Here is a 26175-nt window from a genome sequence, read left to right as displayed (position 1 = left end):
GACGTGACACAGTACGAGAACGTTTCCACCGACGCCGGTGAGGCGCGCATCACCTGGCGCGCGGGGACGAAGCCCTGGGCCGTCCTCGCCCTGGGGCACGGCGCCGGAGGCGGCGTCGAGGCCCGCGACCTCCAGGCCCTGGCCGGGGCGCTGCCCGCGCACGGCGTGACCGTCGCCCTCGTCGAGCAGCCCTGGCGGGTCGCCGGCAAGAAGGTCGCGCCCGCGCCGAAGACCCTCGACACCGGCTGGCGCGGCCTCTGGCCGGCCCTCGCGAAGCCCGGCCTCCCGGTGATCGCGGGCGGCCGCAGCGCCGGCGCCCGGGTCGCCTGCCGGACCGGGCGGGAGCTGGGCGCGCTCGCCGTCCTCGCCCTGAGCTTCCCGCTGCACCCGCCGGGCAGGCCCGAGCGCTCCCGCGCCGAGGAGCTCCTCTCCACCGGACTGCCCACCCTCGTCGTCCAGGGCGGCAACGACCCCTTCGGGCGGCCCGCCGAGTACCCGGAGGGCCCGTACGGGCTCGTGGAGATCCCGTACGGGGACCACGGCTTCGCCGTCCCCAAGCGCGCGCCGCTCGGCCAGGACGAGGCCCTCGGTCTCCTCGTCGACGGGGTCACCGAATGGATCTCCGCGCTCCGCTGACACCCGCCCCCGCACCGGGAATGCGGAGCGGGGGGTCACTGTTGTGGAGAGCGTCGGTGTGAGAGCAAGGAAGAGGGAGTCCGTCGCATGGGTTCGACCATCTGCCCGGAGCGTGCGCAGGCCGCTGACCTCGACTGGACAGTGCTGCCCGCGCCCAAGGCCGCCCCGATTCGGGCGGCGGGCGGAGCGGTTCCTCGTCTATCCTCCGAAACGAGCGGGTCCGCCCTCGGGCTCGCCGCCGCGCTGGAGGAGGTGGGTCCGGTCACTGGGACCGACACAGGGACCGACGACGGCCCCGAGGAGACGACCGAGGAGCGCAACGCGCGCTTCGAGCGGGACGCCCTCGGCTTCCTCGACCAGATGTACTCGGCCGCGCTGCGCATGACGCGCAACCCCGCGGACGCGGAGGACCTGGTGCAGGAGACCTACGCCAAGGCGTACGGGTCCTTCCACCAGTTCCGTGAGGGCACGAACCTGAAGGCCTGGCTCTACCGCATCCTCACGAACACCTTCATCAACTCGTACCGCAAGAAGCAGCGTGAGCCCCAGCGCAGCGCCGCCGAGGAGATCGAGGACTGGCAGCTCGCGCGCGCCGAGTCGCACATGTCGACCGGTCTGCGCTCGGCCGAGTCGCAGGCGCTCGACCACCTCCCGGACTCCGATGTGAAGGAAGCGCTCCAGGCGATTCCCGAGGAGTTCCGCATCGCCGTCTATCTCGCGGATGTCGAGGGCTTTGCGTACAAGGAGATCGCGGACATCATGGGGACACCCATCGGTACGGTGATGTCCCGACTGCACCGGGGCCGCCGCCAGCTGCGCGGCATGCTCGAGGACTACGCTCGCGACCGCGGGCTGGTACCCGCGGGCGCCGGAGAGTCGTCGAACGATCTGAAAGGCTCGGGCTCATGAGCTGCGGAGAGCCGCACGAGACGGATTGCTCAGAGGTCCTGGATCATCTCTACGAGTTCCTCGACAATGAGATGCCCGACACCGACTGCACCAAGTTCGAGGTCCACTTCGAGGAGTGCTCCCCGTGCCTGGAGAAGTACGGCCTGGAGCAGGCGGTGAAGAAGCTCGTCAAGCGCTGCTGCGGCAGTGACGACGTCCCCACCGACCTGCGCGCCAAGGTCATGGGCCGGATCGACCTGATCCGCGCCGGACACCTGGTGCCCGAGCAGGACATCACGGTGAGCGCCCCGACGACCCCGGCGCCGCAGGAGTAACACCCCTCCCGTACCGGGTGTCGAGGCCGCCGCGATCCCTTCGCGGCGGCCTCGCGCATACATCAGCTTGTATCACCCGATGGTGCGAATCACCCGGACCGTGCCGTCCCGGGACGCCCAACTCGCTAGCGTGACGGGCGTGATGGGCGTGAAGGTCATTCCGCGAGCGGCCCGGGTGTACATCGGCTGCGCCCTGCTCGGCGCCGGGGCGTGCGCCCTGCCCGCGCTGCGCCCCGGCGCATCCGTCCCCTGGGACACGGTCGCGCTCCTCGCCGCCCTGTACGCGCTCTGCGAGCTGCCCGCCCGCTGCCGGCTCATCGGCCGCGCCCTCGGCGGCTCCGTCCCCATGGGCGCCGGCTCCTTCTTCCCCGTGCTCCTCGCCTCCGCACTGCTCCTGCCGCCCGCCGCCGCCGCGCTCACCGCCGTCCCCGGCAGCCTCCTCGCCCGCGTCGCGGAACCCCCCGCCGCACCCCGCCGCGCCTGGCGGGCCGCCGCCACGGCCCTCGCCGTCTGGGCCGCCGCCCTCACCGCCGGCGCCCTCGGCGGGCCCGCCGCCCTCGGCAGCGGCCCGGACGCCCCCGACCTGCCGTACGCGCTGCTGCCCGCCGGCGCCGCCGCCCTCGCCTTCTGCCTGGTCCTCACCGCCCTCGACGGCGGCATCCGGGCCACCGCCGACGGACTGCCCCCGCGGACCGCCTGGCGCGGCCTCCTCGGCCGGGCCCTCGCCCCGCACACCGTCCACGGCCTCGCCGGACTGATGATGGCCGTCCTCTGGCGCAGCACCTACGGGCCGGTCGCGGCGCTCTTCGTCGTCCTCCCCATGTACATCTCCTGCTGGGTCTTCGCCCAGTACCACCGCGAGCGCGCCGCCCACCAGGCCGCCATCCGCGCCCTCGTCCAGGCCGTCGACATCAAGGACCGGTACACCCGCGGTCACAGCGAACGCGTCGGTCACGCCTCCGTCCTGATCGCCCGTGAGCTCGGCATGGCCGAGGACCGCCTCGACGTCGTCCGCTTCGCCGGCATCCTGCACGACGTGGGCAAGCTCGGCGTGCCCACCCGGGTCCTCCGCAAGGACGGCCCTCTCACCCCCGAGGAACGCCGGATCATCGAACTGCACCCCGAGTACGGCCACGAGATGGTCCGCGGCATCGGCTTCCTCGGCGAGGCACGGTCCGCGATCCTCCACCACCACGAACGCATGGACGGCAGCGGCTACCCGTACGGGCTCCACGGCGAACAGATCCCCGAGTTCGCCCGGGTCGTGGCCGTCGCCGACGCCTTCGACGCCATGACCTCCACCCGCTCCTACAGCCGGGCCCGCCCGGTGCCCACCGCCCTCGCCGAACTGGAGCGCTGCGCGGGCACCCACTTCGACCCCCGGATGGTCACCGCCCTCGTCCAGGCCCTCGACCGGCACGGCTGGCAGCCCGCCGCCACCGCCGACGAGACGGCCTCCGCCACGGAGACCGCCCCGCGGCCCGAGCAGGTGCCCCCGCCGCGCGAACCCCTCCCCGCCCCCTCGGCCAAGGAGCCCGCGTGAGACCCGGGGCGCTCACCGTCGGCGCCGTGCGCGGCGCCGCGCTCCTCCTCGGCCTCGCCGGCCTCGGCGCCACCCTCTGGTCCGGCGTCGACGAACCCGGCAACGCCCTCGCCTTCGGCACCCTCGTCGCCCTCGGCGAGCTCGCCCGCTGGGGCGCCGCGCCCCAGGAGCGGGAGCCCGCGCCGCTCGGCGCCGCCGGAGCCCTCGCGTACGCCCTGCTCGGCACCAGCGCCGGCAGCGCCACCACCCACGGCGTCCTCCAGACCGTCGCCGTCGTCGCCGCCGCGGGCCTCGCCGGGATCGTCCCGCACATCGCCCGGGGCCGGGGCCCCGGCCCCGACCACCTCGCCCGCCGCGTCCTCACCGTCGGCTTCGCCGCACTCTGCTTCCAGCCCCTCTACAACGCGGGCGCCGTCACCGAGCACCTCGGCCAGGGCCCGGCGTACGCCCTCTTCCTGGTCCTCCTGCTCGTCCTGACCGCCCTGTGCGATGCCGTGCTCGCCGCCCTCGTCCTCCGCGCCCGCACCGGATTCCCGTACGGCCCCCTCCTCCGCGACGAACTCCGCGCCTTCCTCGGCATCGGCTCCGCCGTCTGCGCCACCGGCACCGTGATGGCGCTCGGCGTCGCCGCCGCCGGACTGTGGGCCCTGCCCGTGCTCGCCGTGCCCCTCCTGCTCACCCAGCTCTCCTTCCGGCGGTACGCGGCCGTGCGCACCGTCAACCGGCAGACCATCGCCTCCCTCGCCCGCGCCACCGAGATCGCCGGCTGCACCCCGCCCGGGCACGCCCACCGGGTCGCCGCCCTCAGCGCGGCCGTCGGGCGCGAGCTGGGCCTCTCCGGGACCGAGCTGACCGTCCTGGAGCACGCGGCGCTCATGCACGACATCGGACAGCTCTCCCTCGTCGACCCGGTCGAGGGCGGCGCCACCGCCCTCCTGCCGGCCGAGGAGCAGCGCCGCATCGCCCTCCTGGGCGGCGAGGTCGTCCGCAGGACCGGGGTCCCCGAGGCCGTCGCCGTCGTCGTGGAGCGGCAGGCCGACCCGTACCGGGAGCAGCCGCGGGCCGCCCGGATCGTCCGGGCCGTGAACGCCTACGACGATCTCGCGGGGGACGGGGCGGGGGCCGCCCTGGGGGCCCTGGAGAGGCTCAGGCTCGGCACCGCCCGCGACTATCACCCGGATGTCGTCGAATGCCTGGCCAGGGTCCTGGCAAGGGGCGGAGCCACTGGGGTGACCTCGGCCGTCGCTGGGTAACCCATGGGTAATGAGCGCGCGTCCGACCGGGCATGGTTGGATGCGAACAAGAGGGTGAAGCGACCGGCAGGCGGGAATCGTGAGGATCTTCGGGAAGGTACGGCATCGGCCCTCCGCCTCGTGGCGGCAGGCCACCGACCGCGCGTTCACGCTGATCGGCGACGGCCGGTACGAGGACGCGGGCGCACTTCTGACGCGCGCGGCGGATCTGGAGCCCTGGCTCTCGGAGTCCTGGTTCAACCTGGCCCTGCTGCACAAGTTCCGGCACGACTGGGAGCAGGCGCGGGCCGCCGGGCTGCGCGCCGTCGCGCTGCTCGACAAGGAGACCGGCGCCCCCGACTGGTGGAACGTGGGCATCGCCGCCACCGCGCTCCAGGACTGGCCGCTGGCCCGCCGCGCCTGGCAGGCGTACGGACTGAAGGTGCCCGGCGCCGCCGCGGGCACCGGCGAGCCCGCCGGCATGGAGCTGGGCAGCGCCGCCGTCCGGCTGTCGCCGGAGGGCGAGGCGGAGGTCGTGTGGGGCCGCCGACTCGACCCGGCCCGGATCGAGGTCCTCTCCATCCCGCTGCCGTCCTCCGGCCGCCGCTGGGGCGAGGTCGTCCTCCACGACGGCGTGCCGAACGGCGAGCGGACCACCACCGCCGGCCCCTCCTACCCCGTCTTCGACGAGATCGAGCTGTGGGCGCCCTCGCCCGTCCCCACCTGGGTCGTCCTCCTGGAGGCGGCCACCGAGGCCGACCGGGACGCCCTGGAGCAGCTCGCCGCCGAGGCGGGTTTCGCCGCCGAGGACTGGTCGTCCTCCGTGCGGCTGCTCTGCCGCGCCTGCTCCGAGTCGACCATGCCGAGCGCCGAGGGCGAGGGCGAGCACTCCGATCCGCACGACCACAGCGAGCCGGGGCACCCCGGGCCGCTGGGCCACCGCTCGCCGGGCGAGCTGTGGGTCCCGGAGCGGGAGTGCGGCATCGCGGCCCCCGCGGGCCTGGTGCGCGGACTCCTCGACGGCTGGGTGGCGGACAGCCCGGACTCCCGCGAGTGGCGCGATCTCGAAGAGGTCTGCTGAGCGTTCGCTTCGGGGCCCGTAGGCTGTCCTTCGACGGAATCGGGTTTTCAGGAAGGCGCGGCCGGACATGGCGCAGCAGGACACGGACGAGCAGACGCAGATCAACGACGGCTACGTGGTCGACACGGAGGACTGTGAGGCGCGCGAGCTCGCCTACCGTGAGCGCGGCACGGCCCGCCCGATCACGGTCGTCGGCAACCCCGTGCTCCACCGCGAGTGCAAGGACGTCACCGAGTTCGACGACGAGCTCGCGAAGCTGATCGACGACATGTTCGCCAGCCAGAAGGCCGCCGAGGGTGTGGGCCTGGCCGCGAACCAGATCGGCGTGGACCTCAAGGTCTTCGTCTACGACTGCATGGACGACGAGGGCGTCCGGCACGTCGGCGTCGTCTGCAACCCGGTCCTGGAGGAGCTCCCGGCCGAGCTGCGCGTCCTGGACGAGTCCAACGAGGGCTGCCTGTCCGTGCCGACGGCCTACGCCGAGCTGGCCCGCCCGGACTACGCGGCGGTCACCGGCCAGGACGCCCAGGGCAACCCGATCAAGGTGCGCGGCACCGGCTACTTCGCCCGCTGCCTCCAGCACGAGACGGACCACCTGTACGGCTTCCTGTACATCGACAAGCTGTCGAAGCGGGACCGCAAGGACGCCCTGCGCCAGATGGAAGAGGGCACCCCGCGCTACGAGACGGTCCCCAACGCCTGATCGCCCGCACCTCACGGAGAAGGGCCCCGCACTCGCCGAGTGCGGGGCCCTTCTCCGTAGGGGGACCTAGAAGTCCTCGTCCAGGTCCACCGAGCCCTCGACCGCCACCTGGTAGGCGGACGGACGGCGCTCGAAGAAGTTGGTCAGCTCCTGGACGCCCTGGAGCTCCATGAACGCGAACGGGTTCTCCGAGCCGTACACCGGCGGGAAGCCGAGGCGCTGGAGGCGCTGGTCGGCGACGCACTGGAGGTACTCGCGCATCGACTCGGTGTTCATGCCCGGCAGGCCGTCGCCGCACAGGTCGCGGCCGAACTGCAGCTCCGCCTCGACGGCCTCCTTCAGCATGTCCGTGACCTGCTGCTGGAGCGCGTCGTCGAAGAGCTCCGGCTCCTCCTTGCGGACGGTGTCCACGACCTCGAAGGCGAAGTTCATGTGCATCGTCTCGTCGCGGAACACCCAGTTGGTGCCGGTCGCCAGGCCGTGCAGCAGGCCGCGGGACCGGAACCAGTAGACGTACGCGAAGGCGCCGTAGAAGAACAGGCCCTCGATGCACGCCGCGAAGCAGATCAGGTTCAGCAGGAAGCGGCGGCGGTCGGCGGCCGTCTCCAGCTTCTCGATCTTCTCGACCGAGTCCATCCACTTGAAGCAGAACTGCGCCTTCTCGCGGATGGAGGGGATCTCCTCGACCGCGTCGAACGCGGCGGCGCGGTCGTCCGGGTCGGGCAGGTACGTGTCGAGCAGCGTCAGATAGAACTGGACGTGCACCGCCTCCTCGAAGAGCTGACGGCTCAGGTACAGCCGCGCCTCAGGGGAGTTGATGTGCTTGTAGAGCGTCAGGACCAGGTTGTTCGAGACGATCGAGTCGCCCGTCGCGAAGAACGCGACCAGCCGGCCGATCATGTGCTGCTCACCGGGGGTGAGCTTGGCGAGGTCGGCGACGTCCGAGTGGAGGTCGACCTCCTCCACGGTCCAGGTGTTCTTGATGGCGTCCCGGTAGCGCTCGTAGAAGTCCGGGTAGCGCATGGGGCGGAGGGTGAGCTCGAAGCCCGGGTCCAGGAGGTTCTTCTTCTCGGTGGAGCTCATTACTGGCAGGCCTCGCAGGACTCGGGGTTCTCAAGGGAGCAGGCGAGCGCGTCGGCGTCGGGGACCGCCTGCTGGACGGGGATCGGGGCGGCGGCCTGGGCGGCGCGGGCGATCCGGGTCGCCGGGCGGGAGCGCAGGTAGTACGTCGTCTTCAGGCCCTGCTTCCAGGCGTACGCGTACATCGACGACAGCTTGCCGATCGTCGGTGTCTCCAGGAACAGGTTCAGCGACTGCGACTGGTCCAGGAACGGGGTCCGGGCGGCGGCCATGTCGATGAGGCCGCGCTGCGGGATCTCCCAGGCCGTGCGGTACAGCTCGCGCACCTCGGCCGGGACCCAGGTGAAGCCGGCCACCGAGCCGTTGGCGTCGCGCAGCGCCTCGCGGGTCTGCGCGTCCCACACGCCGAGCTTCTTCAGCTCGTCGACGAGGTACGAGTTGACCTGGAGGAACTCGCCGGACAGCGTCTCGCGCTTGAACAGGTTGGAGACCTGCGGCTCGATGCACTCGTAGACGCCCGCGATCGAGGCGATGGTCGCCGTCGGCGCGATGGCGAGGAGCAGGCTGTTGCGCATGCCGACGGCGGCGATCCGCTCGCGCAGCGCGGCCCAGCGCTCCGGCCAGTTCAGCTCGACGTCGTAGTGGTCGGGGTGCAGGACGCCCCGGGCCGCGCGGGTCTTGTCCCAGGCGGGGAGCGGACCGTTGCGCTCGGAGAGGTCGGCGGACGCCTCGTACGCGGCGAGCATGATCCGCTCGGCGATACGGGTGGACAGGGCGCGCGCCTCGGGAGAGTCGAACGGCAGCTTCAGCTGGAAGAAGACGTCCTGGAGGCCCATCGCGCCCAGGCCGACCGGACGCCAGCGGGAGTTGGAGCGGCCCGCCTGCTCGGTCGGGTAGAAGTTGATGTCGACGACCCGGTCGAGGAAGGTGACGGCGGTGCGGACGGTCTCGTCGAGCCGCGCCCAGTCGATGTCGCCGTTCTGCACGAAGGCGCCCAGGTTGACGGAGCCGAGGTTGCAGACCGCGGTCTCGCCGTCGTTCGTGACCTCGATGATCTCGGTGCAGAGGTTCGAGGAGTGGACGACGGTGCCGGGCTCGGCGGTCTGGTTCGCGGTCCGGTTGGAGGCGTCCTTGAAGGTCATCCAGCCGTTGCCGGTCTGCGCGAGGGTCCGCATCATCCGGCCGTAGAGGTCGCGGGCCGGCATCGTCTTGCGGGCCAGGCCCGCCGCCTCGGCCTTGCGGTAGGCGGCGTCGAACTCCTCGCCGTACAGGTCGACGAGCTCGGGGACGTCCGAGGGGGAGAACAGCGACCACGGGGCGTCGGCGTTGACCCGGCGCATGAACTCGTCCGGGATCCAGTGCGCCAGGTTCAGGTTGTGGGTGCGGCGCTGGTCCTCGCCCGTGTTGTCGCGGAGCTCCAGGAACTCCTCGATGTCCGCGTGCCAGGTCTCCAGGTAGACCGCGGCGGCGCCCTTGCGGCGGCCGCCCTGGTTCACTGCGGCGACGGAGGCGTCGAGGGTCTTCAGGAACGGCACGATGCCGTTGGAGTGCCCGTTGGTGCCGCGGATCAGCGAACCGCGGGCGCGGATGCGGGAGTACGAGAGGCCGATGCCGCCCGCGTGCTTCGAGAGGCGCGCGACCTGGTGGTAGCGGTCGTAGATGGAGTCCAGCTCGTCCTGGGGGGAGTCCAGGAGGTAGCAGGAGGACATCTGCGGGTGGCGCGTGCCGGAGTTGAAGAGCGTGGGGGAGGACGGCAGGTAGTCCAGGCGGCTCATCAGACCGTACAGCGCGGCCACCTCGTCGAGGGCGCGGACGCTCTCGTCCTCGGCCAGGCCGCAGGCGACGCGCAGCATGAAGTGCTGCGGGGTCTCGATCACCTTGCGGGTGATCGGGTGGCGCAGCAGGTAGCGCGAGTAGAGGGTGCGCAGACCGAAGTAGCCGAAGCGGTCGTCGCCGGCCGGGTCGATCGTCGCGTCGAGCGCGGCGGCGTGCAGCGTGACGAACTCGGCGGTGCGGTCGGCGATCAGGCCCTCGCGGTGCCCGACGGCGACGGAGCCGGAGAAGGTGACGGAGCCCTGGGAGGCGGCCTCGTCGGCGATGGTGATGGTGAGGAGCCGGGCGGCGAGCCGGGAGTACGCGGGGTCCTCGGCGATCAGGCCGGCGGCCGCCTCGGTGGCCAGCTCGCGCAGCTCCGCCTCGTCCGACGTGGCGCTGCGGCCGCGCAGAGCGGCGGCGGCGACCTTGCCGGGGTCGGTGTCCGGGAGGTCGGCGGTGAGATCGGTCAGGGTCCGCAGGAGTACGGTCCCGGGGCCGTCGGTCTCGATCGCTGCGGCCGGATCGGCGGGCGCGATGGTCACGTGGGGGCTCTCCCTCGCTCGGCTCGGGGCCAGGGCGGGGGAGGCGGGCATGCGGGCACCCGCACGCGCGGGAACGCCGCGTCCACCGGCCCACTCCGCGAGGCCCGGACGTCTGTGGCACCCGGACCGGACGGACCGGGCGCGCTGCCGGCAGGATCTCGGACTCACCGCGCACGAAACCGCACGTAGTACACCGTTGCGGGACAGTTCCGGATTCGCGCCGGATTCCCCTGCGTCGACAGCGAGGACGAGCATACATGTGGGGGGCGCCGCTTGCTGCACCCCCCACATGTTGTGTCGCCCCCGAGGGTTACAGCTCCAGGGCGTACGTTCGCAGAGCGTGTTCGGGGATCGGCTCCCAGTCCCGGTCGGGGGTGCGGACGAAGCCCATCCGCTCGTAGATCCGGTGCGCGGAGACCATCTTCGCGTCCGTGGAGAGCACCAGCCGCGCGCACTCCGGCAGGGCCCGCGCCCGGTCCACACAGGTGCGCACGAGCGCCTCCCCGACGCCCCTGCCGCGGGCCGCCGGCGCGACCACGAGCATCCGGAACTCGGCCTCGCCGGCGACGGCGATGTCCGCCCACGGGGTGGCGCCGGGGGCGAAGGTGACCCCGCCGATGATCCCGCCCTCGGCGTCGACGGCGACGAGCACCTCGCTCTCGCGGGCCCGCCGTGCCGTGTCGCGGAGCACGTCCAGATAGAAGTCGTCCTCGCCGTGCAGCAGCAGTCCGTCGTTCAGGTAGGTCAGCCCGGTGAGGTCACCGAGCTCCTCGTACTCCTCGGGCCGTACCGCCCTGATCATGAAGTCCATGCACGCCAGTCTGCCTCGTGGGGGGTACGCGAAGGGCCCGGGATCTCCTGGTGGAGATCCCGGGCCCCTGCCGTGGGCGTCCGCGGGTCAGTGCGTCGAGGCGCCGACCTTCGGGAGCTCGGTGCGGACACCGGCGTCGCCCGCGTCCGCCGTGTAGTCCTCGGGAGAGGTCTCGTCGACGCCCTCGGGGGCCTTGACGGCCTTGAGGACGAAGGTCAGGACGACCGTGACGAGGACGTTGAGGACGAAGGCGGTGAGGCCGATGTAGCCGATCTCGCCGATGCCGGGGATCTCGGCGGAGGAGCCGCCGAAGTGCTTCTGGGTCGGGCTGGCGACGCCGTACGCGGCGGCCGTGCCGTAGACCATGCCGACGGCCCAGCCGGCGAGCAGTGCCCAGCGGTGGAACCAGCGGGTGAAGAGGCCGCCGACGAGGGCCGGGAAGGTCTGCAGGATCCAGATGCCGCCGAGCAGCTGGAAGTTGATCGCGACCGTCTTGTCCATGGTGAGGACGAAGACGAGGGCGCCGACCTTCACCAGGAGCGAGACCAGCTTGGAGACCTTGGTCTCCTGCGCCGGGGTGGCGTCCGGTTTGATGAAGTCCTTGTAGATGTTCCGGGTGAAGAGGTTGGCCGCGGCGATCGACATGATCGCGGCGGGGACGAGCGCGCCGATGCCGATCGCGGCGAACGCGACGCCCGCGAACCAGTCCGGGAACATGGTCTCGAAGAGCTGCGGGATGGCGAGCTGGCCGTTCTTGACCTTGATCCCGGCGGCGATCGCCATGAAGCCGAGCAGCGCGAGCAGGCCCAGCATCAGCGAGTAGAGCGGCAGGATCGTGGTGTTGCGGCGGATGACCTCACGGCTCCGGGACGACAGCGTCGCCGTGATGGAGTGCGGGTACATGAAGAGCGCGAGCGCCGAGCCGAGCGCGAGCGTCGCGTAGGTCCACTGGCCCGCCTCGCCGGGGACGAGCGCGCCGCGCGGCTTGCCGGTCGCCGGGTTGGTCTGCGCGTACGCCTCGCCCGCCTTGGCGAAGATCTCGTCGAAGCCGCCCAGCTTGATCGGGATGTAGATGATCGCCACGGCGATGACGATGTAGATCAGGGTGTCCTTGACGAAGGCGATGAGCGCGGGGGCGCGCAGGCCCGAGGAGTACGTGTACGCCGCGAGGACGCCGAAGGCGAGCAGCAGCGGCAGGTCCTTGACGAACCAGTGGGTGTTCTCGCCGCCGCCGACGCCCATCACGTCCAGGACGGCCTGGATGCCGACGAGCTGGAGCGCGATGTACGGCATGGTGGCGAGGATGCCGGTGACCGCCACCGCGAGCGACAGGCCCTTGGAGCCGAAACGGCCGCGGACGAAGTCCGAGGTGGTGACGTATCCGTGCTTGTGCGAGACCGACCAGAGCCGGGGCAGGAAGGTGAAGATCAGCGGGTACACCAGGATCGTGTACGGGACGGCGAAGAAGCCGGCCGCGCCCGCCGCGTAGATGGCCGCGGGGACGGCGACGAAGGTGTACGCCGTGTAGAGGTCGCCGCCGAGCAGGAACCAGGTCACCCAGGTGCCGAACGACCGGCCGCCCAGACCCCATTCGTCGAGGCTGTGCTCGTTCTCGGCCTTGCGCCAGCGCGCGGCCAGGAAGCCCATGACCGTGACGGCCACGAAGAAGAAGATGAAGACGCCGAGCGCCACACCGTTCACGCCGTCCTTCATCGCGTGTCACCTCCCTTGCGGGCACGCTGGTCCAGCTGCCACAGCTTGTACGCGATCATGGTGAGTGCGGTGGAGATCAGCACCCAGAGCATCTGGTACCAGTAGAAGAACGGGATGCCGGCGAAGAGCGGTTCGACCTTCGCGTAGGAGCTCACCCAGAGCATCGCCACGAACGGCGCGATCAGGCAGAGCGCGATCACCACCCGCAGGGGTGTGATGGTCGGTTGTTTCCCTTGTGTCGCATCTGGCGCGTCTGACATGGCGATTCCGTCCCCTCGCTGATCACCTCGGTAATGCTGGGGAAATCTAGGGGACGGCTCCCGCGCTGGGAACCCCTGTCCGCATAACGGAAGCGACTCGTCAGAGCCAGCCCTCCTTGGCGGCCCGTACCCCGGCTTCGAACCGGCTGCGGGCTCCCAGACGGTTCATCAGCTCCGAGCTCATCCGGCGGACCGTCCGCAGCGAGACGCCGAGCCGCCGGGCAGCGATGTCGTCCGTGCAGCCGATGCCGAGGAGCATCAGCAACTCCCGCTCCTGCGGGGAGAGGTCGTGCGCGTCGCGGCGCGGGGTCTCGCCGAAGGGGGTGCCCGCGTCCCACAGCCGGTCGAAGAGGACCACGAGCGCGTGGACCAGGCCGGGGCTGCGCACCTCGAGGGCGCCCGCGCGGCCGTCCTCGGGGTCGACGGGGACGAGCGCGGCCTCGCGGTCGACGATCACCATGAGCATCGGGACGACGGGCACGGTCCGCGCCTCGCCGCCGAGGTCGCAGTACCAGCGCACGTACTCGACGGTCGGCGGGTCGTTGCGGAAGCTCTCCTGGTAGAGGGAGCGGATCTTCACCCCGCGCTCCAGGGCGAGTTGGTCGAGCGGCTGGCTCGCGTCCATCGTGTCGGGGAGCTGGGCGCCGCCGGGCAGCAGCGAGAGGCACTCGGTGCGGGCGTTCGCGGCCAGGTCCTCCAGGCGTTCGCGGACGTTGTCGAGTCCCGTGATGCGGTCCACGAGGTCGTGCCGGACGCCCGGTTCGGAGCAGTCCGCGTACGAGGCGAGGATGCCGGCCACCGCGCGGCCGGCCTGCTCCACCTGGCGCTTGCGTTTGCTCAGCTCGGCCTCGGCGCGGGAGAGCAGGAACGAGAAGCCGACGTCCGGGTTGAAGGGTTCGACCTCGCCCGAGGAGTCGTCCATGAGGACGAGCTTGAGGTCCGCGAGACAGGCGAGCGCCTCGCGGACCTCCGGCTCGGGGCGGCCCAGATGGGCCGCCATCTCCGTTACGTCGTACTCGGGCCGCTCCAGGAGCAGGCGGTAGACGGCCTCCGTCGACTCCTTTATGCCGAGCGCCTCCAGCATCAGGTATCTCCCCCTCGTCACCTTCCGTGGCGCGACCGGTCGAACTCGTGATCGCGGTCGTCGATGCTAGAGGGGAGAGACCGTCTAGGTCTAGACCAATTGGGGTGAACTCCGGGGCGCACCCCCGCGCGCACGACGAGGAGACGGCCGGACGCCACGGCGGCCACCGCGCCCGCCGCGAACCCGGAGACCAGCAGGGCGAGTTCCACCTGCGGACCGATCCCCACCGCCAGCACCGCGAGCGCGCCCGCGACCGCCGCCACCCCGCCCGCCCACCCGGGCCCGCCCGACGCCGAGGCCGCCGACCGCTCCAGGGACACGCAGAACGCGAAGGCGCCCACCACCAGCGGCACCCAGCCCGTCACCGCGCCGGTCCCCGCCGGGCCCCACTGCCACACCACCACGAGCGCCCCCGCCGACGCGCCCGCCGCGAGCAGCCCGCCGAGCACCGCCCGCGCCGCCGGGCCCGGCCCCAGGCGCCGGGCGACCACCCCGAAGGCCGCGAGGGCCGCCAGAGGGACCGCGTACGGCAGCAGTCCGTACACCCCGTCCACCAGATCCCGGTCCACCACACCCGAACCGCCCACCAGGACGCCCGTGTCCGCGAGCGCCGACCGCAGCGCGGTCACCGTCCCGGCCCCGGCCGCCGTCATCGGCTCCTCCGCCGGGACGACCACGACCAGCGCGGACCCGGAGCGCTGCCAGGCGGCGGGCGCCGCAGCGAGCAGCACCCCCGGCACCCGCGCCGCCCGAGCGGCCACTTCCGCCGCGTCCCCGCCCTCGGGCACCAGGAGCTCCAGCGGGTTCAGCACCCCCGACGGCACCCCGGCCGCCGCGAGCCGGTCCAGACCGTCCCGGGCCGGACCGCTCGCCACGAGGGCCCGGGCCTCCGGATTCCCGACCCGCAGCTGCGTGGCCGCGCCCGTGAGCAGGACGAGCAGGACGAGACCGACGGCCGGGAGCGCACGGGCGGGTCGGACGAGACCGACGGCGGGGAACGCACGGGCGCGGCGTGCGGACCGAAGCCCTGCCACCGGCCCCGCCACCGACCGCAGCACCGGCGTCAGCGTCAGGGCCGCCGCCGTGCCCACCGCGCAGACCGCGAGGCCCGCGACCCCGACCGACCGCAGAAACGCGGCCGGGCACACCGCGAGGACCGCGCAGGCCGCCGCGCCCGCCGCGCCGCCCGTCACCGCCGACCGGTCGGCCGTCCCCGGCGGCTGCGCCCACCGGTGCACCGCGACCACGAACGCCGTCACCGGCACCAGGTACACCACGACGAAGCTGATCTCGGCGAACCCGGCCACCGCCTCCACCAGCACGAGCGCCCCGACCGAGGTCACGGCCGCCAGGAGCAGCGGCGCCAGGACCCCGAGCGTCGAGCGGAACGCCAGGACGAGCACCAGCAGCAGCCCGAGCGCACAGGCCGCCTTCACCGCGAGGGCCGCCGCCCCCGGCCCCGCGAGCGCACTGTCGTGCTGGAGCGGGAGCACCCCCGTCACCTCGACCCGCGCCTCGGGCAGCGCCGACCGCAGCCCCGCGCGCAGCGAGACCGCCGCCTCCTCGACGGCCGCCAGGCCCGCCAGGTCCGGCTTCCCGGCCCCCGGGTAGACCAGCGCGTACGCGGTCCGGCCGTCCGCGCCGAGGAAGCCCTCGTCGCCCGTCCCCGCGTACGAGACCGTCCGCGCGCCCGGTCCCGCCACCCGGTCGAGCGCGTCCGCGAGCCGCTCGGCGGACTCCCGGGTGCGCACGTCCCAGGTCACGACCGCGACCAGCGGGGCGACCGCCGCACCGTTCCCGTACCGCTCCTGGACTGCCAGGTTCGCCCGGTGGCCCGGCCCGCCGGAGGCGGTGAACGACTGGTCCAGCCGCCCGAGGCCGAGCACCGCCGTCGCCCCGCCGAGCAGCAGCACCAGCAGCCACACCACCCCGACCGCGGCCCGGTGCCGCAGCACCGCGGTCCGTACCCGCTCAGTCCACATCGTCGAGCCGCTTCCTCAGCTCGTCGTCCAGACGCAGCCCCACCGCGCCGAGCGTCTCGTCCAGCTGCTCCGGCGAACTCGCCCCGATCACCGGCAGGACGGGCAGCCCGCCGCCCAGCGCCCAGGCCAGGACCACCTGGTTCGCGGTCACCCCGAGCTCCGCCGCCACCTCGGCGAGCACCTTCAGACGGCGCTCCGAACCCGCGTGCCGGTACTGGTCCGGGATCTCCTTGCCCGGATCGGTGTACGCCCCCGTCAACTGGGTCGTGTACGCCGTGAACGTCAGCTCCGGACGCGTCCCCAGGTAGTCCAGCAGCTCCTCCGAGGCGTGCGGGTTCACCCCGAACTCCGCCCCGGGGCGCGGCCGGAGGTACGTGTACCGCTGCTGCACGGCCGCGTAGTCCGGCACGTCGGCGGCGACCGCCGCGCCCCGCGACTCCTCGATCCGCCAGGCCGCGAAGTTCGAGCAGCCGGCCCGGCCGATCTTCCCCACGTCCACCAGCTCGCCGAACACGCCCATCGTCTCCGCGACCGGCGTCGACCGGTCGTCGATGTGCGCGTAGTACAGGTCGATCCGGTCCGTGCCCAGGTTCCGCAGGCTCTCCTCCAGCTGGCGGCGGATCACCGGCGCCGACAGGCCCTCCGCGCACTCCGGCCAGGCCGAGCCCGGCGGATCGGGCAGGGCGCCGACCTTGGTCGCGAGCACCATCTCGTCCCGGACGCCCCGGCTCCGCAGCCACCGGCCGATGAGCAGCTCGCTCTCCGCGCCGGTCGCGCCCGGCTCCCAGAAGGCGTAGGTGTTCGCGGTGTCGATGAAGGTGCCGCCGGCCTCGTGGAAACGGTCAAGCACGGCGAAGGCCGCAGCCTCGTCGATCCGGGTGCCGAACGGCAGGGTGCCCAGGCACAGCGTGGACACGCGCGGACCCTCGGTTCCGCCCAGGTTCGTGTACTCCATGGTGTCTTCCCTCTCTCTCATACGGTGACGGTCAGCTCCTGGACCAGGTGGTCCGAGAGGCCCTCCGCGGCGCGGAAGCGGTACGAGCCGACCCGGGCGCCGCCGCCGGTGAACGCCCAGTCGATCCGCCACAGCCGCAGCCGCGCGCGGGCGTTCCAGCTGGCCGGGAGGAGCGCACGGCAGGCGCCGATCGCGTCGCGCAGCGAGCGCGGCATCCGGCGGATGTCGCCGATGGCGGCGCTCGTGTTGAAGTCCCCGGTCACCAGCACCGGGTGCGGGTTGCCCCGCAGGTCGGCGACGAGCGCCGCGTACTCCCGGTCGCGGGCCGCCGCCCGGCGCCGCACGTCCCGGAGGAAGGCCGGCCGCAGCGGGTTCATCACCGTGAGCTGGACCGGGATGTGCACGTTGTACGTCGACAGGACACCGTCCCCGACCCGCAGGTCCACCCGGAGCGAGCAGGCGCCGACCGGCACGGGCGGCCCGGCGGGCGGGAACCGGGACAGCGTCACGGAGTTGTTGCCGACGGCCAGGTGGTGGCCGGGGAACGCGGCCCGCAGCCGCTCCTCGTCGTCGATGTCCCAGACCGCGCCGCCCTCGAAGCCGTTCAGGTACTCCTGGAGGACGTACACGTCGGCGTCGAGCGCGCGCAGGAAGGCGTAGAAGCGGTCGGGGTCGCCGCCCTGGTTCCAGTGCTGGGTGTTCCAGGACACCAGCCGCAGGCCGTCCTCCTCGGGCCCCCGGGGGAGGAGCCCCCGCAGGTTGATCCCGTTCTGCGGCCAGGCCACGAGCAGACAGCCCCCGGCCAGCGCCGCCGCGAGCCGGCCGCCGGTGACCACGGCGGCGGCGAGCAGCGCCAGCGGGACGAGCGCGAGGGCGACCGGCGGCAACAGCGAGACCGCGAGCCACGGCCACCAGCGGCCGTTGAGCGCGAGGTGCAGGGCGAGGAACACCGCCCAGCCGAGGGCGCAGTACAGGACCATCGCCGTCATCCGCTCCCCGGCAGCGACACCCACAGGTCCTGCACGGCGTGGTCCGACAGCTTCTCCGGAGCGCCGAACGCGTACCGCTCCGCCCGCGCCCCGTTCCCGGTGAACGCCCAGTCGGTCCGCCAGAAGGGCTTCCAGCCGCCCTCCTCCCAGCTCGTCGGGTACGGGTCGGTGCTCACCTCCGCGGCGTCGTCGAGGCGCTCCCGGAGCGGGTCGAGGTCCGACATCGCGGCCGTCGCGTTGAAGTCGCCGGCCACCACCACCGGGTTGCGGTTGGCCGCCAGGTCCGCCTCCAGGCCCTCGTACTGCGCACGGCGCGGGGCGGACCGCTCCCGCATGTGACGGTAGAAGGCGGCGGAGAGGAGGCCGTCCGGCATGCTGTTCCACACCGGCATGTGCACGTTGTAGAAGGACACCGTGCGCCCCCTGACCAGCACGTCCGTCCGCAGCACCTTGTTCTCGCGGTACTCCGTCGGCCAGTCCGCGCCCGGCGGCACCTCCCGGGCCGGGCCCACGGCCGGCCGCCGCAGGATCGGGAAGCGCGAGAGCGTCACCAGCTCGCCCCGGACCGCCACCCCGTAGCCGGGGAACTCCCGGCGCAGCCGCGCCAGATCGTCGATCGGCAGCCTGCCCTTCCGGTCGGCGGTGACGTGCTGGTACTCGTGCAGCAGGTACACGTCCGCGTCCTTCGCCTTCAGGAAGGCGTAGAAGTGGTCCTGGGTGCCGAGCAGCTGGTTCCACGAGTTGGTGTTCCAGGCGAAGACCCGTACCGCGTCCGGGCCGGGCCGCGGCTCCGCCCGCCACAGCGCCGCCGGGTCGAAGCCCGACTGCCCGAAGCCCAGGATCAGGGCCAGCGCCGCGGCGGCGAGGGTCCGCCACCGGGCGGCGCCCCGGGCGAGGAGCGCCAGGACCGCGAGCCCGAGCGGCACCAGGACGAAGACGGCCGGCGGCACGATGCCGACCAGGTGCCCGAGCCAGATCCGGCCGTCCGCCGCCCACTCGACGAGGAGCAGCGCGAGCCAGGCCAGGGCGGTGCCGAGGACCAGCCGGTTCCGGCGGCGGGGAGGGGCGGGGGCCGCGGGGACGGTCTCCGGCGGGGCGAGCGTGTCAGCCATGGGAGGCACCCGCGGGCAGCCGCGCGAGGTCGGGGCGCGGCTGCGGGTCGTACAGGTGCCGGAACCGCTTCGAGCACAGCCACTGCACGCCCGCGACCCCGATCGCCGCGAACACCGTCAGGTTCACCAGGAAGTTGACCGCCACGAAGTACCCGAGGAACAGGCGCCCCCGGTGCCGCCGCACCTCCCGGTACATGTCCAGGTCGCCCCAGACACCCAGGACGAACAGCGCGAGCGGCAGCAGCGCCCACGCGGGCCCCCACAGGAAGGGCGCTGCCAGCGCCGCGACCGTCAGGGGCGCGGCCAGGCTGGCGCCCGCGCGCGGTCCCGTGACGAAGCCGCCCTGGAGGTGCCGCCTGCCGAGGATGAGCGGCACGGCGAGCCGGGCGCGGGCGAAGACCTTGTCGAGGACGATCCGCACGGTGTCGTCGTGGTCGTGCCGGCCGCGCACCTCCAGGGAGCTGAGCACCGTGTACCGCTCGGAGATCCGGCGCCCGTAGTCCTGGTCCTCGGTGTGCCGCAGGATCGGGTTGAACGGCCCCACCTCGTCGAAGACCCGCCGGGGCATGGCCAGGATCGCGGTGTGGACGGTGTCGATGACCCCCTCCGACTTCAGCAGCAGGTAGTACTGCTGGAGCGATCGGTACTCCTCGATCAGACTGTCGCGGATCAGCGGCTCCGGCTCGTAGGTGCCGCAGATCGCGCCGTACCCCTGCCCGGAGGCGAGGAGTTCGACCGACCTGGCGACCGCGTCGGGGTGCATGGCCACGTCGGAGTCGAGGAAGACCAGGATCTCGCCGGAGGAGAGCTCCGCACCGAGGTTGCGGGCGACCGCGACCCCGCCGTTGACGCCGGTGGAGACCACCCGGGCGCCGGCCGCGGCGGCGATCGCCGCGGAGTCGTCGGTGGAGCAGTCGTCGACGACGAGGACCTCGATGTTCGGGTACGTCTGGGCGAGGGCGGCCTCGACGCACAGGCCGATCGAGCGGCCGTAGTTGTAGTTGGGAACGATGACGGAGACCAGGGGGAGGGACATCGGGGAGTTCTCCTAGAAGAGGACCTTGGCGAGGGAGAGTGCTCCCTGCCGCCACGGTTCGACGCTGGTGACGCCCTCGCTCTTCTTCGTGGGGCGGGCGCCGGCGGTGCGCCGCTGCTCGCGCCACCAGGCGAAGGTGCGCAGGATCGCGTCCTGGTTGGAGTGGACCGGCCGGAAGCCGAGGACGTCCCTGGCCTTCTCGGTGGAGACGAAGCTGTCGTCGAGGAGCTTGTGCAGCAGGCGCCCGTAGACCGGGGAGAGCCCGGAGCGCTGGAGCAGACTGAGCGTGGCGAGCGCCGGCTTCGCGGGCAGCGAGCGGACCCGCTTGCCGTGCCCGGCCGCGTCCAGGACGGCCTGGAAGTCCTCGCGTATCGTGCCGAACTCGGTGGCGCCGAGGTTGAAGGTGTCGTCGGCCCGCTCGGCGGGCGCCTCCATGGCGGTGACCACCGCGTCGACCAGGTCGGCCACGTCGAACATCTGGATGCGGACGTCGCCCCGGCCGAGGACCGGGAAGTTCCGGCCCTCCTCGGCCCACTCGAAGAGCATCGCGAAGAGCCCCATCCGGCCCGGCCCGAGGAAGGTCTTGGGCCGCAGGATCGGCACGCACATCTCCCGGCCGCGGAACCGCTCGGCGACCTCCTCGGCCTCCGCCTTGGCGGCGCTGTACGTGTCGACGGGCTCGCGCGGGTACTCCTCCGGGGTCGGCACCACCTTCGGCAGTCCGTACACGGCGGTCGAGGAGATGTGCACGACCCGGGGCACGGCGTTCGCCTCGGCGGCCGTCAGGACCGCCTCCGTCCCGCCGACGATCACCGAGCGGATCGTGTCGGCCGGGTAGCTGGGCAGGGCGGCGGCGCAGTGCACCACCACGTCGGCGTCCGCCGTGGCCCGCTTCATCGTGACGGTGTCCCGGACGTCCGAGACCGTGTGCGTGAGGTGAGCGTGCTCCGTGCGCGGGGCCCGCAGGTCCACGCAGTGCACCTGCCGGCCCTCGTCGAGCAGCCGCTCGATCAGGGTCGAACCGAGCATTCCGGCACCGCCGGTGACCACGATGCGCTCTACCACAGCGACGACACCTTCTCCTTGACGAAACGGGTGAGCAGACGGGGCAGACCCTGGGCCAGGGTCTTGTCGAGGCAGTCCAGGAAGAACTCGACCTCGTGCGGCTCGGCGACCAGCGAGGGGGCGACCATCAGCGGGTTCTCGCCGTTGAGCGTGTAGTACGTGTAGACGCCGTGGTCCCGGTACAGGGCGTTGACCACCGACGAGGTGATGAGCTTGGTGCGGAAGCGCGGGTCCTTCGTCATCGCGCCCGGCACCAGCTTCGTCACCAGCTCCAGGATCTTCGGGCCCTTGTGCAGGAAGACGCCGTGCAGCGCGCCGTGGCCGCGGACCTCCGCCACCACGTCCGGGTACTCCTTCGCGATCCGCTCCAGACCCGGGGCGAGGATCCGCTCGATGTCCCGCGCGCGGGCCGGATAGTCGTCCTCCACGGCCACGTTGACCGCCTCGATCGCGGTCACCGCCTCCTCGCCGAAGCCGTAGTAGGTGGTGGAGGTCGACTGCAGCAGGGCGTCGGTGAGGTTGTCGTAGGCCTTGCGGAAGACCGGCTCGCGGGCGACGAACGCGGAGATGGAGGACTTGCCGCCGCCGAAGGACTTCGAGGTGGTGAGGATGTCGGGGACCAGACCCTCGTACCGCATGAAGTGGAAGAGGGTGCCCGTCTTGCCCCAGCCGGTGTAGATCTCGTCGAAGAGCAGGACGATGTTCTCGGCCGTGCACAGCTCCCGCAGACCGCGCAGGAACTCCTCCGAGCACTCGTTCATCGTCGACGCCGACAGCGGCTCGACGAGGATCGCGTACACGTCCGACTCGCCCTTGTCGGTGCGGAGTTCGGCGACCAGGCTCCGGACGGACTCCAGGTCCCCGTACCGGAAGATCCCCACGCCGGGGATGCCGGGGAACTGGAACCCGGACTGGTTCTGGCCGGTCAGGCTGCCCGAGCCGAGCAGCTTGCCGTGGAAGGAGATGTCGGCCCGCAGCACCCGGGAGCGCCGGCCGCCGTGGTACTTGTACGCCAGCTTGACCGCGCCCTCGACCGCCTCCGCACCGGAGTTGGGGAAGAACGACATGTTCAGGTCGCCGGGCAGCAGCTCCGCCAGGTTGTGGCCGAGGGCCGCGACGTACGGCGAGAAGTAGGTCTTGTGGACCTCCATGCTCTTCCGCTCCTGGAACCGCTGCCGGGCGGCGAGGATCCGGGGGTGGTTGTGGCCGTGGTTGAGGACGCCGACACCGCCGGTGAAGTCGAGGACGCGGCGGCCGTCGCGCTGGGTGATCCAGACGCCCTCGGCGCTCTCGACGAGCTCCTGGCCGAAGCCGAAGGAGGTCATCAGGGAGACCTGGCTCTTGTTGACGTGGTCCTTGTACAGGCCGTGGACCTGCTTGGTCGTCAGCGACTCGCAGTCGTCGACGGAGTAGAGGGCGGTCATGTCCGTTCCTTCGGGTCGGTGGGGGGAAGCGGGCGGCGGGGGAGGGTCAGGAGGAGGGCGGCACCGCCGACGAGGACCTCGCTGAGGGTGCAGACCACCCGGCTGGCGACCGCGACGGCGGTCGCCTCCTGCCAGGGCAGGACGGCGGTCAGGGCCAGGAGCAGCAGGGCCTCGCGGGCACCCCAGCCGTCCGGCAGCACCACCACGAGGCTGGCGGTGGCCGTGGCCAGGGCGAAGCCGCCCACGCAGACCGGCAGGGCGGTCAGCGGAGGGGCGCCCAGCATCACGGCGAGGGCCCACAGGTGGAGCCCGCCGGCCGCCCAGGAGCCGGTCGCGGAGGCGAGGGCCCGGCGCATGCCCCGGTCGCTCGCCCGGGTCTCCGGCGGGCGCCGGCGGGCCAGGCGCGCGGCGGACGCGGCGAGGCGGTGGAGCAGTCCCGGCCGGACGGCGAAGGCGAGGGTGACCGCGCCCGGCAGCACCAGCCACCAGGCCTCGGCGCCGATCGTCCAGGGCGCGGCGAGCGGGCCGACGGCGAGGCCGGTGAGGACGGCCACGATCAGGTTGAGCAGGAAGACGGCGAGCACGACCGGCGCGGGCACCCCGGCCGCGCCGCCCATCCGCAGCTGGGCGAGGACGCCCCAGACGGCGCCCGGCACGTACTTGCCGAGGTAGGAGGTGAAGTAGATCCGGGTCGCGGTCCGGCCGGGCACCCGCGGCCCCAGGTCGGACAGCAGGGTCCGCCAGGTGGCCATCGAGAGCAGGACGGCGAGGGCGTTGGCCGCGAGCGCCGCGAGGAGGTACGGGACGGAGTCGGGCCGCAGGACGAGGGCGGCGAGCTCGTCCGCCCGGTCGTGGAGGGCGAAGCCGATGCCGGTGACGACCGCGACGGGGAAGAGGACGGGCAGGGCGCGCCGGAGGCGACCGCGCGGCGAGGCCGGTGCTTCCGGTGCGGTGCGGGGCGCCGGTGCGGCGGTGGTGAGCGTCATGGGCGTCATGACCCGAGGCGGCCGAGCAGCCAGGCGCCGGCGAGCAGCGCCGACCAGAGCAGGGCGTTGGAGACGGTCATCCGGTCGCTGAACAGGGCCCGTGAGGGGTTGCCGCCGCCCGCGTCGACGACGATCAGCTGGAGGTAGCGGGCCAGCCCGAAGAGCGCGAACGGCGCGGTGAGGACCGCGACGAGCGGGCCGTGCGTCCCGAAGACCGGGCTGCCCTGGACCTGCAGGACGTAACTCACCGCCGTGAGGACCGCGGTGAAGGCGAGCAGCTGGTCGAGGAAGCCGAGGGTGTAGCCGCGCAGCGCGGGCCGGTGCAGCACCCCGCCGACCGCCATCTCGTGGCGCCGCTTGCCCAGGATCAGCAGCAGGCAGAGGGAGAAGACGCAGAGCGCGAGCCAGCTCGGCACCGGGTTCCCGGTGGCCAGGCAGCCCTGGGCGAGGCGCAGCACGAATCCGAGGGCCACGATGAAGACGTCGAGCAGCGGGACGTGCTTGAGCCCCTTGCTGTAGGCGGCGTTGAGCGCGAGGTACGCGGCGACCGGCCACCAGTCCGCGAGTCCGGCCGTGCCGGTGAGCGCGGTCAGCCCGACGGTCGCCGCGAGGAGGGCGGCGAGCGCGGCGGCGAAGGACACGGCGGTCCCGACGCCGATGCGTCCGGCGGCGATCGGCCGGTGCCGCTTCTCCGGGTGACGCCGGTCGCGGTCCCGGTCGCCGATGTCGTTGACCAGGTAGATCAGCGCGGACGCGAGGGTGAAGACGGCGATCGCGGCGAGCGCGCCGCCGAGCGCGCCGCCGTCGAGGCGGGGGGCGCCGAGCAGGCCGAGGGGGACGACGACCAGGTTCTTCGTCCACTGTCCGGGGCGGACGAGGGCGGTGAGGTCGGCGAGGCGACCGGGCGGACGGGAGGCCGGCGGACGGACCGCCGGAGCCTCTCGGCCGGTGAGCGTGGGCGTGGCCATGGACGTACTCCTGTGGGGAGGGTCGTACGGGAGGTCATACGGAGGTGGTGGGGGCGGCGGGGGCGGGCCGGCGGCGCACGCTCGGGCCGAAGTCCGGCTCGGTGAGCCAGCGGACGGCGCCGCGGGCCGCGCCCAGGACGATCGCCTGGTGCAGCACGAAGTGGACCGCGGTGAAGTAGAGGAGGAAGCCGGGTCCCCGGGTCCGCAGCGCGAACCGGCTCAGGCCCGGGTCGGCGCAGGCGAAGAGCAGCGCGCACAGGGCCGGGACGAGCAGCAGCCAGGGGGAGAGCAGGGCGAGCGGCAGCGTGGGGAGCGTCAGCGCGGCGGCCAGGACACCGAGCGGCCGGTTGGCGGTGAGGCCGCCCTCCCGCATCTGTCCGAGCGCCGCGATCAGCAGCTGCGAGCGCCGGTACTGCTCCGAGAGCATCGCCCCGAGCCGGTCCACGTCGTCGTGGCGGCCGCGGATCGCCTCGGTCATCAGGATCCGGTGGGACCGGACGAGCCGGCCGCTGTACTCGACGTCCTCCGAGTCCCGGAGGTTCTCGTCGAAGGGGCCGGTCTCCTCGAAGACCTCCTTGCGGAGGGCGCCGAGGGCGAAGAAGGCGGTGCGGACCTCGCCGGCGGCGCGGCGGCGCCAGAAGTGGGCGTGCAGGGCGTGGTAGCGCTCCACCGGCCCGTCGTCGAAGAGCGGTTCGGGGTCGAGGACGCCGTGGACGCAGCCCAGGCCGGGGTCGTTCCCGAGCAGGTCCGCGGCGTGGGCGAGGGCCTCGGGGTGGAGGGCGGTGTCGGAGTCGAGGAAGAAGAGGACGTCGCCGCGGGCGGCGGCGGCCCCCATGTTCCGGGCGGCGGACACCCCGCGGTTGTGGGGGTTGGCGATGAGGACGACGTCGAACTCGCGGGCGATGTCACGGGACCGGTCCGTGCTGGCGTCGTCCACGACGATGACGTCGAGCGGGGCGTGGGTCTGCGCGAAGACCGAGGTGAGGCAGGCGCGCAGGGTCTTCTCGTAGTTGTAGTTGGGGATGATGACGGACACGCTGGGACGGGCCCTGGGCATGGGGGTTCCTTGGGTTCCTGGGGGCGGGGCTCCCCGGGCGGTGGGGGCGTCAGAGGAGCCGGAAGTCCGCGATGCGGTGGCGGGAGAGCTCGGGGGAGTGGCCGAGGAGGAGCCGGCAGAGCAGCAGCGCGTGGCCGACGGCCTCGATCTCGTCGGGGCCCCGGATGTACAGGGCCAGCCGGACCGTCCGGTCGAGGACGAGCGCCCGGGCGGACTCGAAGCGGTCCTGCGGCCGGGCGACGCGGTGCAGCGTCTCGACGAGCCGTGCGGCGGACGGGGCCGGTGGGGGGTCGGTGTCCGGTGCGGGTTCGTCGTCCGGTTCCCTCATCGAGACGCCGATGAGGTAGATGGGGATCAGCCCCAGGAGAATCCGTCGTTGCCGTCGGTGGGCTGCGGGGTCCCGGTCGCGGTCGCGTCGGAGGCGGTGACGGCGACCGTCGCGGCGGGCGCCGGCTGGGCCGCGAGGACGAGGGTGAGCGCGGCGGCGGCGGGGACGGCCAGGGCGACGGCGGCACGGAGCTGAACGCGGGCGAAAGTGGCGAAACGGGCGCTGCTGGGCATGGCGGGGCTGCCTTCCTGGACGGTGCGGAGTGGGGATCGCGGGGGTGTTCCCCCGGGCCGCTCCCGGGCTCTGCCGGGCGGCTTCGACAGGTCCAAGACTGGCCTGCCGGAGGTGCCCTGTCACCGGAGAACGGCTGGCGCCAACCGCGTGGCCGTTAGGGGCCAGTGCGTGCCACGAGCCTCCGCGCGCCGCCCACCAGGGGGTTTCCGGGAGGCGTCACGTTCCTGCCAGGCGGAAGGTGCCGGGGGCCCGTCACCTCTCCGTACGGCCCCCGGAATCGCCCCGGCCCGTCGCGCACCGGCCCGTCGCGCACCGT

At 72.9% G+C, this 26175-nt stretch carries 25 protein-coding genes and 1 riboswitch; of the genes, 7 read left to right on the top strand and 18 right to left on the bottom strand.

Features of this window, described 5'->3' with window-relative positions; all coding sequences use genetic code 11:
• Positions 1-3 precede the first annotated feature (3 nt).
• The 7 genes from IE237_RS01635 (at position 4) to def (ending at position 6418) form a co-directional block, all read left to right on the top strand.
• Positions 4-636 (top strand): alpha/beta hydrolase family protein, encoded by a 633-nt coding sequence (locus IE237_RS01635; RefSeq protein ID WP_189799968.1) that lies wholly within the window; start codon positions 4-6, stop codon positions 634-636.
• A 252-nt stretch (positions 637-888) separates the two neighbouring features.
• Positions 889-1545 (top strand): sigma-70 family RNA polymerase sigma factor, encoded by a 657-nt coding sequence (locus IE237_RS01630; RefSeq protein WP_187282890.1) that lies wholly within the window; start codon positions 889-891, stop codon positions 1543-1545.
• Positions 1542-1859 carry a mycothiol system anti-sigma-R factor gene (gene rsrA / locus IE237_RS01625; protein ID WP_189799967.1) on the top strand — a complete coding sequence of 106 codons (318 nt, stop codon included), beginning with the start codon at positions 1542-1544 and terminating at the stop codon, positions 1857-1859. The genes IE237_RS01630 and rsrA overlap by 4 nt, the downstream gene beginning before the upstream one ends.
• A 148-nt stretch (positions 1860-2007) precedes the next feature.
• Positions 2008-3402: an HD-GYP domain-containing protein gene (locus IE237_RS01620; protein ID WP_368858561.1), complete on the top strand. Its 1395-nt coding sequence runs from the start codon at positions 2008-2010 to the stop codon at positions 3400-3402.
• Positions 3399-4655 (top strand): HD domain-containing protein, encoded by a 1257-nt coding sequence (locus tag IE237_RS01615; RefSeq protein WP_189799966.1) that lies wholly within the window; start codon positions 3399-3401, stop codon positions 4653-4655. Before IE237_RS01620 ends, IE237_RS01615 begins: the two co-directional genes overlap by 4 nt.
• A 79-nt stretch (positions 4656-4734) precedes the next feature.
• Positions 4735-5715: a tetratricopeptide repeat protein gene (locus IE237_RS01610; protein ID WP_189799965.1), complete on the top strand. Its 981-nt coding sequence runs from the start codon at positions 4735-4737 to the stop codon at positions 5713-5715.
• Between the two features lie 67 nt (positions 5716-5782).
• Positions 5783-6418, top strand: a complete 636-nt coding sequence (gene def, locus IE237_RS01605; protein WP_189799964.1) for a peptide deformylase — start codon at positions 5783-5785, stop codon at positions 6416-6418.
• A 66-nt stretch (positions 6419-6484) separates the two neighbouring features.
• On the opposite strand, the gene IE237_RS01600 is transcribed toward def, so the two are convergent.
• The 18 genes from IE237_RS01600 to IE237_RS01515 form a co-directional block, all read right to left on the bottom strand.
• Positions 6485-7501 (bottom strand): ribonucleotide-diphosphate reductase subunit beta, encoded by a 1017-nt coding sequence (locus IE237_RS01600; RefSeq protein WP_189799963.1) that lies wholly within the window; start codon positions 7499-7501, stop codon positions 6485-6487.
• A complete protein-coding gene (locus IE237_RS01595) occupies positions 7501-9855 on the bottom strand; it encodes a ribonucleoside-diphosphate reductase subunit alpha (protein ID WP_189799962.1) in 2355 nt (784 codons plus the stop codon). The genes IE237_RS01600 and IE237_RS01595 overlap by 1 nt, the downstream gene beginning before the upstream one ends.
• A gap of 132 nt (positions 9856-9987) precedes the next feature.
• Positions 9988-10110: riboswitch (cobalamin riboswitch) on the bottom strand.
• Positions 10111-10165: 55 nt separating this feature from the next.
• On the bottom strand, positions 10166-10666 hold the full coding sequence (locus tag IE237_RS01590; RefSeq protein ID WP_189799961.1) for a GNAT family N-acetyltransferase: 501 nt from the start codon (positions 10664-10666) through the stop codon (positions 10166-10168).
• 87 nt (positions 10667-10753) lie between these two features.
• Positions 10754-12379 carry a monocarboxylate uptake permease MctP gene (gene mctP / locus IE237_RS01585; RefSeq protein WP_189799960.1) on the bottom strand — a complete coding sequence of 542 codons (1626 nt, stop codon included), beginning with the start codon at positions 12377-12379 and terminating at the stop codon, positions 10754-10756.
• Positions 12376-12639 (bottom strand): DUF3311 domain-containing protein, encoded by a 264-nt coding sequence (locus IE237_RS01580; RefSeq protein WP_189799959.1) that lies wholly within the window; start codon positions 12637-12639, stop codon positions 12376-12378. Before IE237_RS01580 ends, mctP begins: the two co-directional genes overlap by 4 nt.
• A 100-nt stretch (positions 12640-12739) precedes the next feature.
• Entirely contained in the window at positions 12740-13723 is a 984-nt protein-coding gene (locus IE237_RS01575; protein WP_189799958.1) for a LuxR C-terminal-related transcriptional regulator, read from the bottom strand.
• A gap of 17 nt (positions 13724-13740) precedes the next feature.
• Positions 13741-15705, bottom strand: a complete 1965-nt coding sequence (locus tag IE237_RS01570; RefSeq protein WP_189799957.1) for an MMPL family transporter — start codon at positions 15703-15705, stop codon at positions 13741-13743.
• Positions 15695-16660 carry an aldo/keto reductase gene (locus IE237_RS01565; protein ID WP_189799956.1) on the bottom strand — a complete coding sequence of 322 codons (966 nt, stop codon included), beginning with the start codon at positions 16658-16660 and terminating at the stop codon, positions 15695-15697. Before IE237_RS01565 ends, IE237_RS01570 begins: the two co-directional genes overlap by 11 nt.
• Before the next feature lie 17 nt (positions 16661-16677).
• Positions 16678-17649, bottom strand: coding sequence for an endonuclease/exonuclease/phosphatase family protein (locus tag IE237_RS01560; RefSeq protein ID WP_189799955.1), 972 nt, complete (start codon positions 17647-17649; stop codon positions 16678-16680).
• Positions 17646-18761 (bottom strand): endonuclease/exonuclease/phosphatase family protein, encoded by a 1116-nt coding sequence (locus tag IE237_RS01555; protein WP_189799954.1) that lies wholly within the window; start codon positions 18759-18761, stop codon positions 17646-17648. Before IE237_RS01555 ends, IE237_RS01560 begins: the two co-directional genes overlap by 4 nt.
• The gene (locus tag IE237_RS01550) at positions 18754-19797 is read right to left on the bottom strand and encodes a glycosyltransferase family 2 protein (RefSeq protein ID WP_189799953.1); all 1044 of its coding nucleotides are present in this window, start codon (positions 19795-19797) and stop codon (positions 18754-18756) included. Before IE237_RS01550 ends, IE237_RS01555 begins: the two co-directional genes overlap by 8 nt.
• A 12-nt stretch (positions 19798-19809) precedes the next feature.
• Positions 19810-20862, bottom strand: coding sequence for an NAD-dependent epimerase/dehydratase family protein (locus IE237_RS01545; protein ID WP_189799952.1), 1053 nt, complete (start codon positions 20860-20862; stop codon positions 19810-19812).
• Positions 20856-22286 (bottom strand): aspartate aminotransferase family protein, encoded by a 1431-nt coding sequence (locus IE237_RS01540; RefSeq protein ID WP_189799951.1) that lies wholly within the window; start codon positions 22284-22286, stop codon positions 20856-20858. The genes IE237_RS01545 and IE237_RS01540 overlap by 7 nt, the downstream gene beginning before the upstream one ends.
• Entirely contained in the window at positions 22283-23272 is a 990-nt protein-coding gene (locus tag IE237_RS01535; RefSeq protein ID WP_189799950.1) for a lysylphosphatidylglycerol synthase domain-containing protein, read from the bottom strand. The genes IE237_RS01540 and IE237_RS01535 overlap by 4 nt, the downstream gene beginning before the upstream one ends.
• A gap of 5 nt (positions 23273-23277) precedes the next feature.
• Positions 23278-24240 (bottom strand): UbiA prenyltransferase family protein, encoded by a 963-nt coding sequence (locus tag IE237_RS01530; RefSeq protein WP_189799949.1) that lies wholly within the window; start codon positions 24238-24240, stop codon positions 23278-23280.
• 34 nt (positions 24241-24274) lie between these two features.
• Complete coding sequence (locus IE237_RS01525) at positions 24275-25297, bottom strand: glycosyltransferase family 2 protein (protein WP_189799948.1); 1023 nt, start codon at positions 25295-25297, stop codon at positions 24275-24277.
• 49 nt (positions 25298-25346) lie between these two features.
• Positions 25347-25625 (bottom strand): hypothetical protein, encoded by a 279-nt coding sequence (locus IE237_RS01520; protein ID WP_189799947.1) that lies wholly within the window; start codon positions 25623-25625, stop codon positions 25347-25349.
• A 26-nt stretch (positions 25626-25651) separates the two neighbouring features.
• Positions 25652-25858: a hypothetical protein gene (locus IE237_RS01515; RefSeq protein ID WP_189799946.1), complete on the bottom strand. Its 207-nt coding sequence runs from the start codon at positions 25856-25858 to the stop codon at positions 25652-25654.
• Positions 25859-26175 lie beyond the last annotated feature (317 nt).

This window comes from Streptomyces tanashiensis, from assembly GCF_014648895.1.
Classification (GTDB): domain Bacteria; phylum Actinomycetota; class Actinomycetes; order Streptomycetales; family Streptomycetaceae; genus Streptomyces; species Streptomyces tanashiensis.
Note: the sequence above shows the minus strand (reverse complement) of the source record. Positions and strands in the feature narration are given on the sequence as shown.

Coding starts and splice junctions, on each gene's coding strand:
- rsrA (WP_189799967.1), top strand. CDS start 1,542: ATGAGCTGCGGAGAGCCGCACGAGACGGATTGCTCAGAGGTCCTGGAT.
- def (WP_189799964.1), top strand. CDS start 5,783: ATGGCGCAGCAGGACACGGACGAGCAGACGCAGATCAACGACGGCTAC.
- IE237_RS01600 (WP_189799963.1), bottom strand. CDS start 7,501: ATGAGCTCCACCGAGAAGAAGAACCTCCTGGACCCGGGCTTCGAGCTC.
- IE237_RS01590 (WP_189799961.1), bottom strand. CDS start 10,666: ATGGACTTCATGATCAGGGCGGTACGGCCCGAGGAGTACGAGGAGCTC.
- mctP (WP_189799960.1), bottom strand. CDS start 12,379: ATGAAGGACGGCGTGAACGGTGTGGCGCTCGGCGTCTTCATCTTCTTC.
- IE237_RS01580 (WP_189799959.1), bottom strand. CDS start 12,639: ATGTCAGACGCGCCAGATGCGACACAAGGGAAACAACCGACCATCACA.
- IE237_RS01575 (WP_189799958.1), bottom strand. CDS start 13,723: ATGCTGGAGGCGCTCGGCATAAAGGAGTCGACGGAGGCCGTCTACCGC.
- IE237_RS01570 (WP_189799957.1), bottom strand. CDS start 15,705: ATGTGGACTGAGCGGGTACGGACCGCGGTGCTGCGGCACCGGGCCGCG.
- IE237_RS01565 (WP_189799956.1), bottom strand. CDS start 16,660: ATGGAGTACACGAACCTGGGCGGAACCGAGGGTCCGCGCGTGTCCACG.
- IE237_RS01560 (WP_189799955.1), bottom strand. CDS start 17,649: ATGACGGCGATGGTCCTGTACTGCGCCCTCGGCTGGGCGGTGTTCCTC.
- IE237_RS01555 (WP_189799954.1), bottom strand. CDS start 18,761: ATGGCTGACACGCTCGCCCCGCCGGAGACCGTCCCCGCGGCCCCCGCC.
- IE237_RS01550 (WP_189799953.1), bottom strand. CDS start 19,797: ATGTCCCTCCCCCTGGTCTCCGTCATCGTTCCCAACTACAACTACGGC.
- IE237_RS01540 (WP_189799951.1), bottom strand. CDS start 22,286: ATGACCGCCCTCTACTCCGTCGACGACTGCGAGTCGCTGACGACCAAG.
- IE237_RS01535 (WP_189799950.1), bottom strand. CDS start 23,272: ATGACGCTCACCACCGCCGCACCGGCGCCCCGCACCGCACCGGAAGCA.
- IE237_RS01530 (WP_189799949.1), bottom strand. CDS start 24,240: ATGGCCACGCCCACGCTCACCGGCCGAGAGGCTCCGGCGGTCCGTCCG.
- IE237_RS01525 (WP_189799948.1), bottom strand. CDS start 25,297: ATGCCCAGGGCCCGTCCCAGCGTGTCCGTCATCATCCCCAACTACAAC.
- IE237_RS01520 (WP_189799947.1), bottom strand. CDS start 25,625: ATGAGGGAACCGGACGACGAACCCGCACCGGACACCGACCCCCCACCG.
- IE237_RS01515 (WP_189799946.1), bottom strand. CDS start 25,858: ATGCCCAGCAGCGCCCGTTTCGCCACTTTCGCCCGCGTTCAGCTCCGT.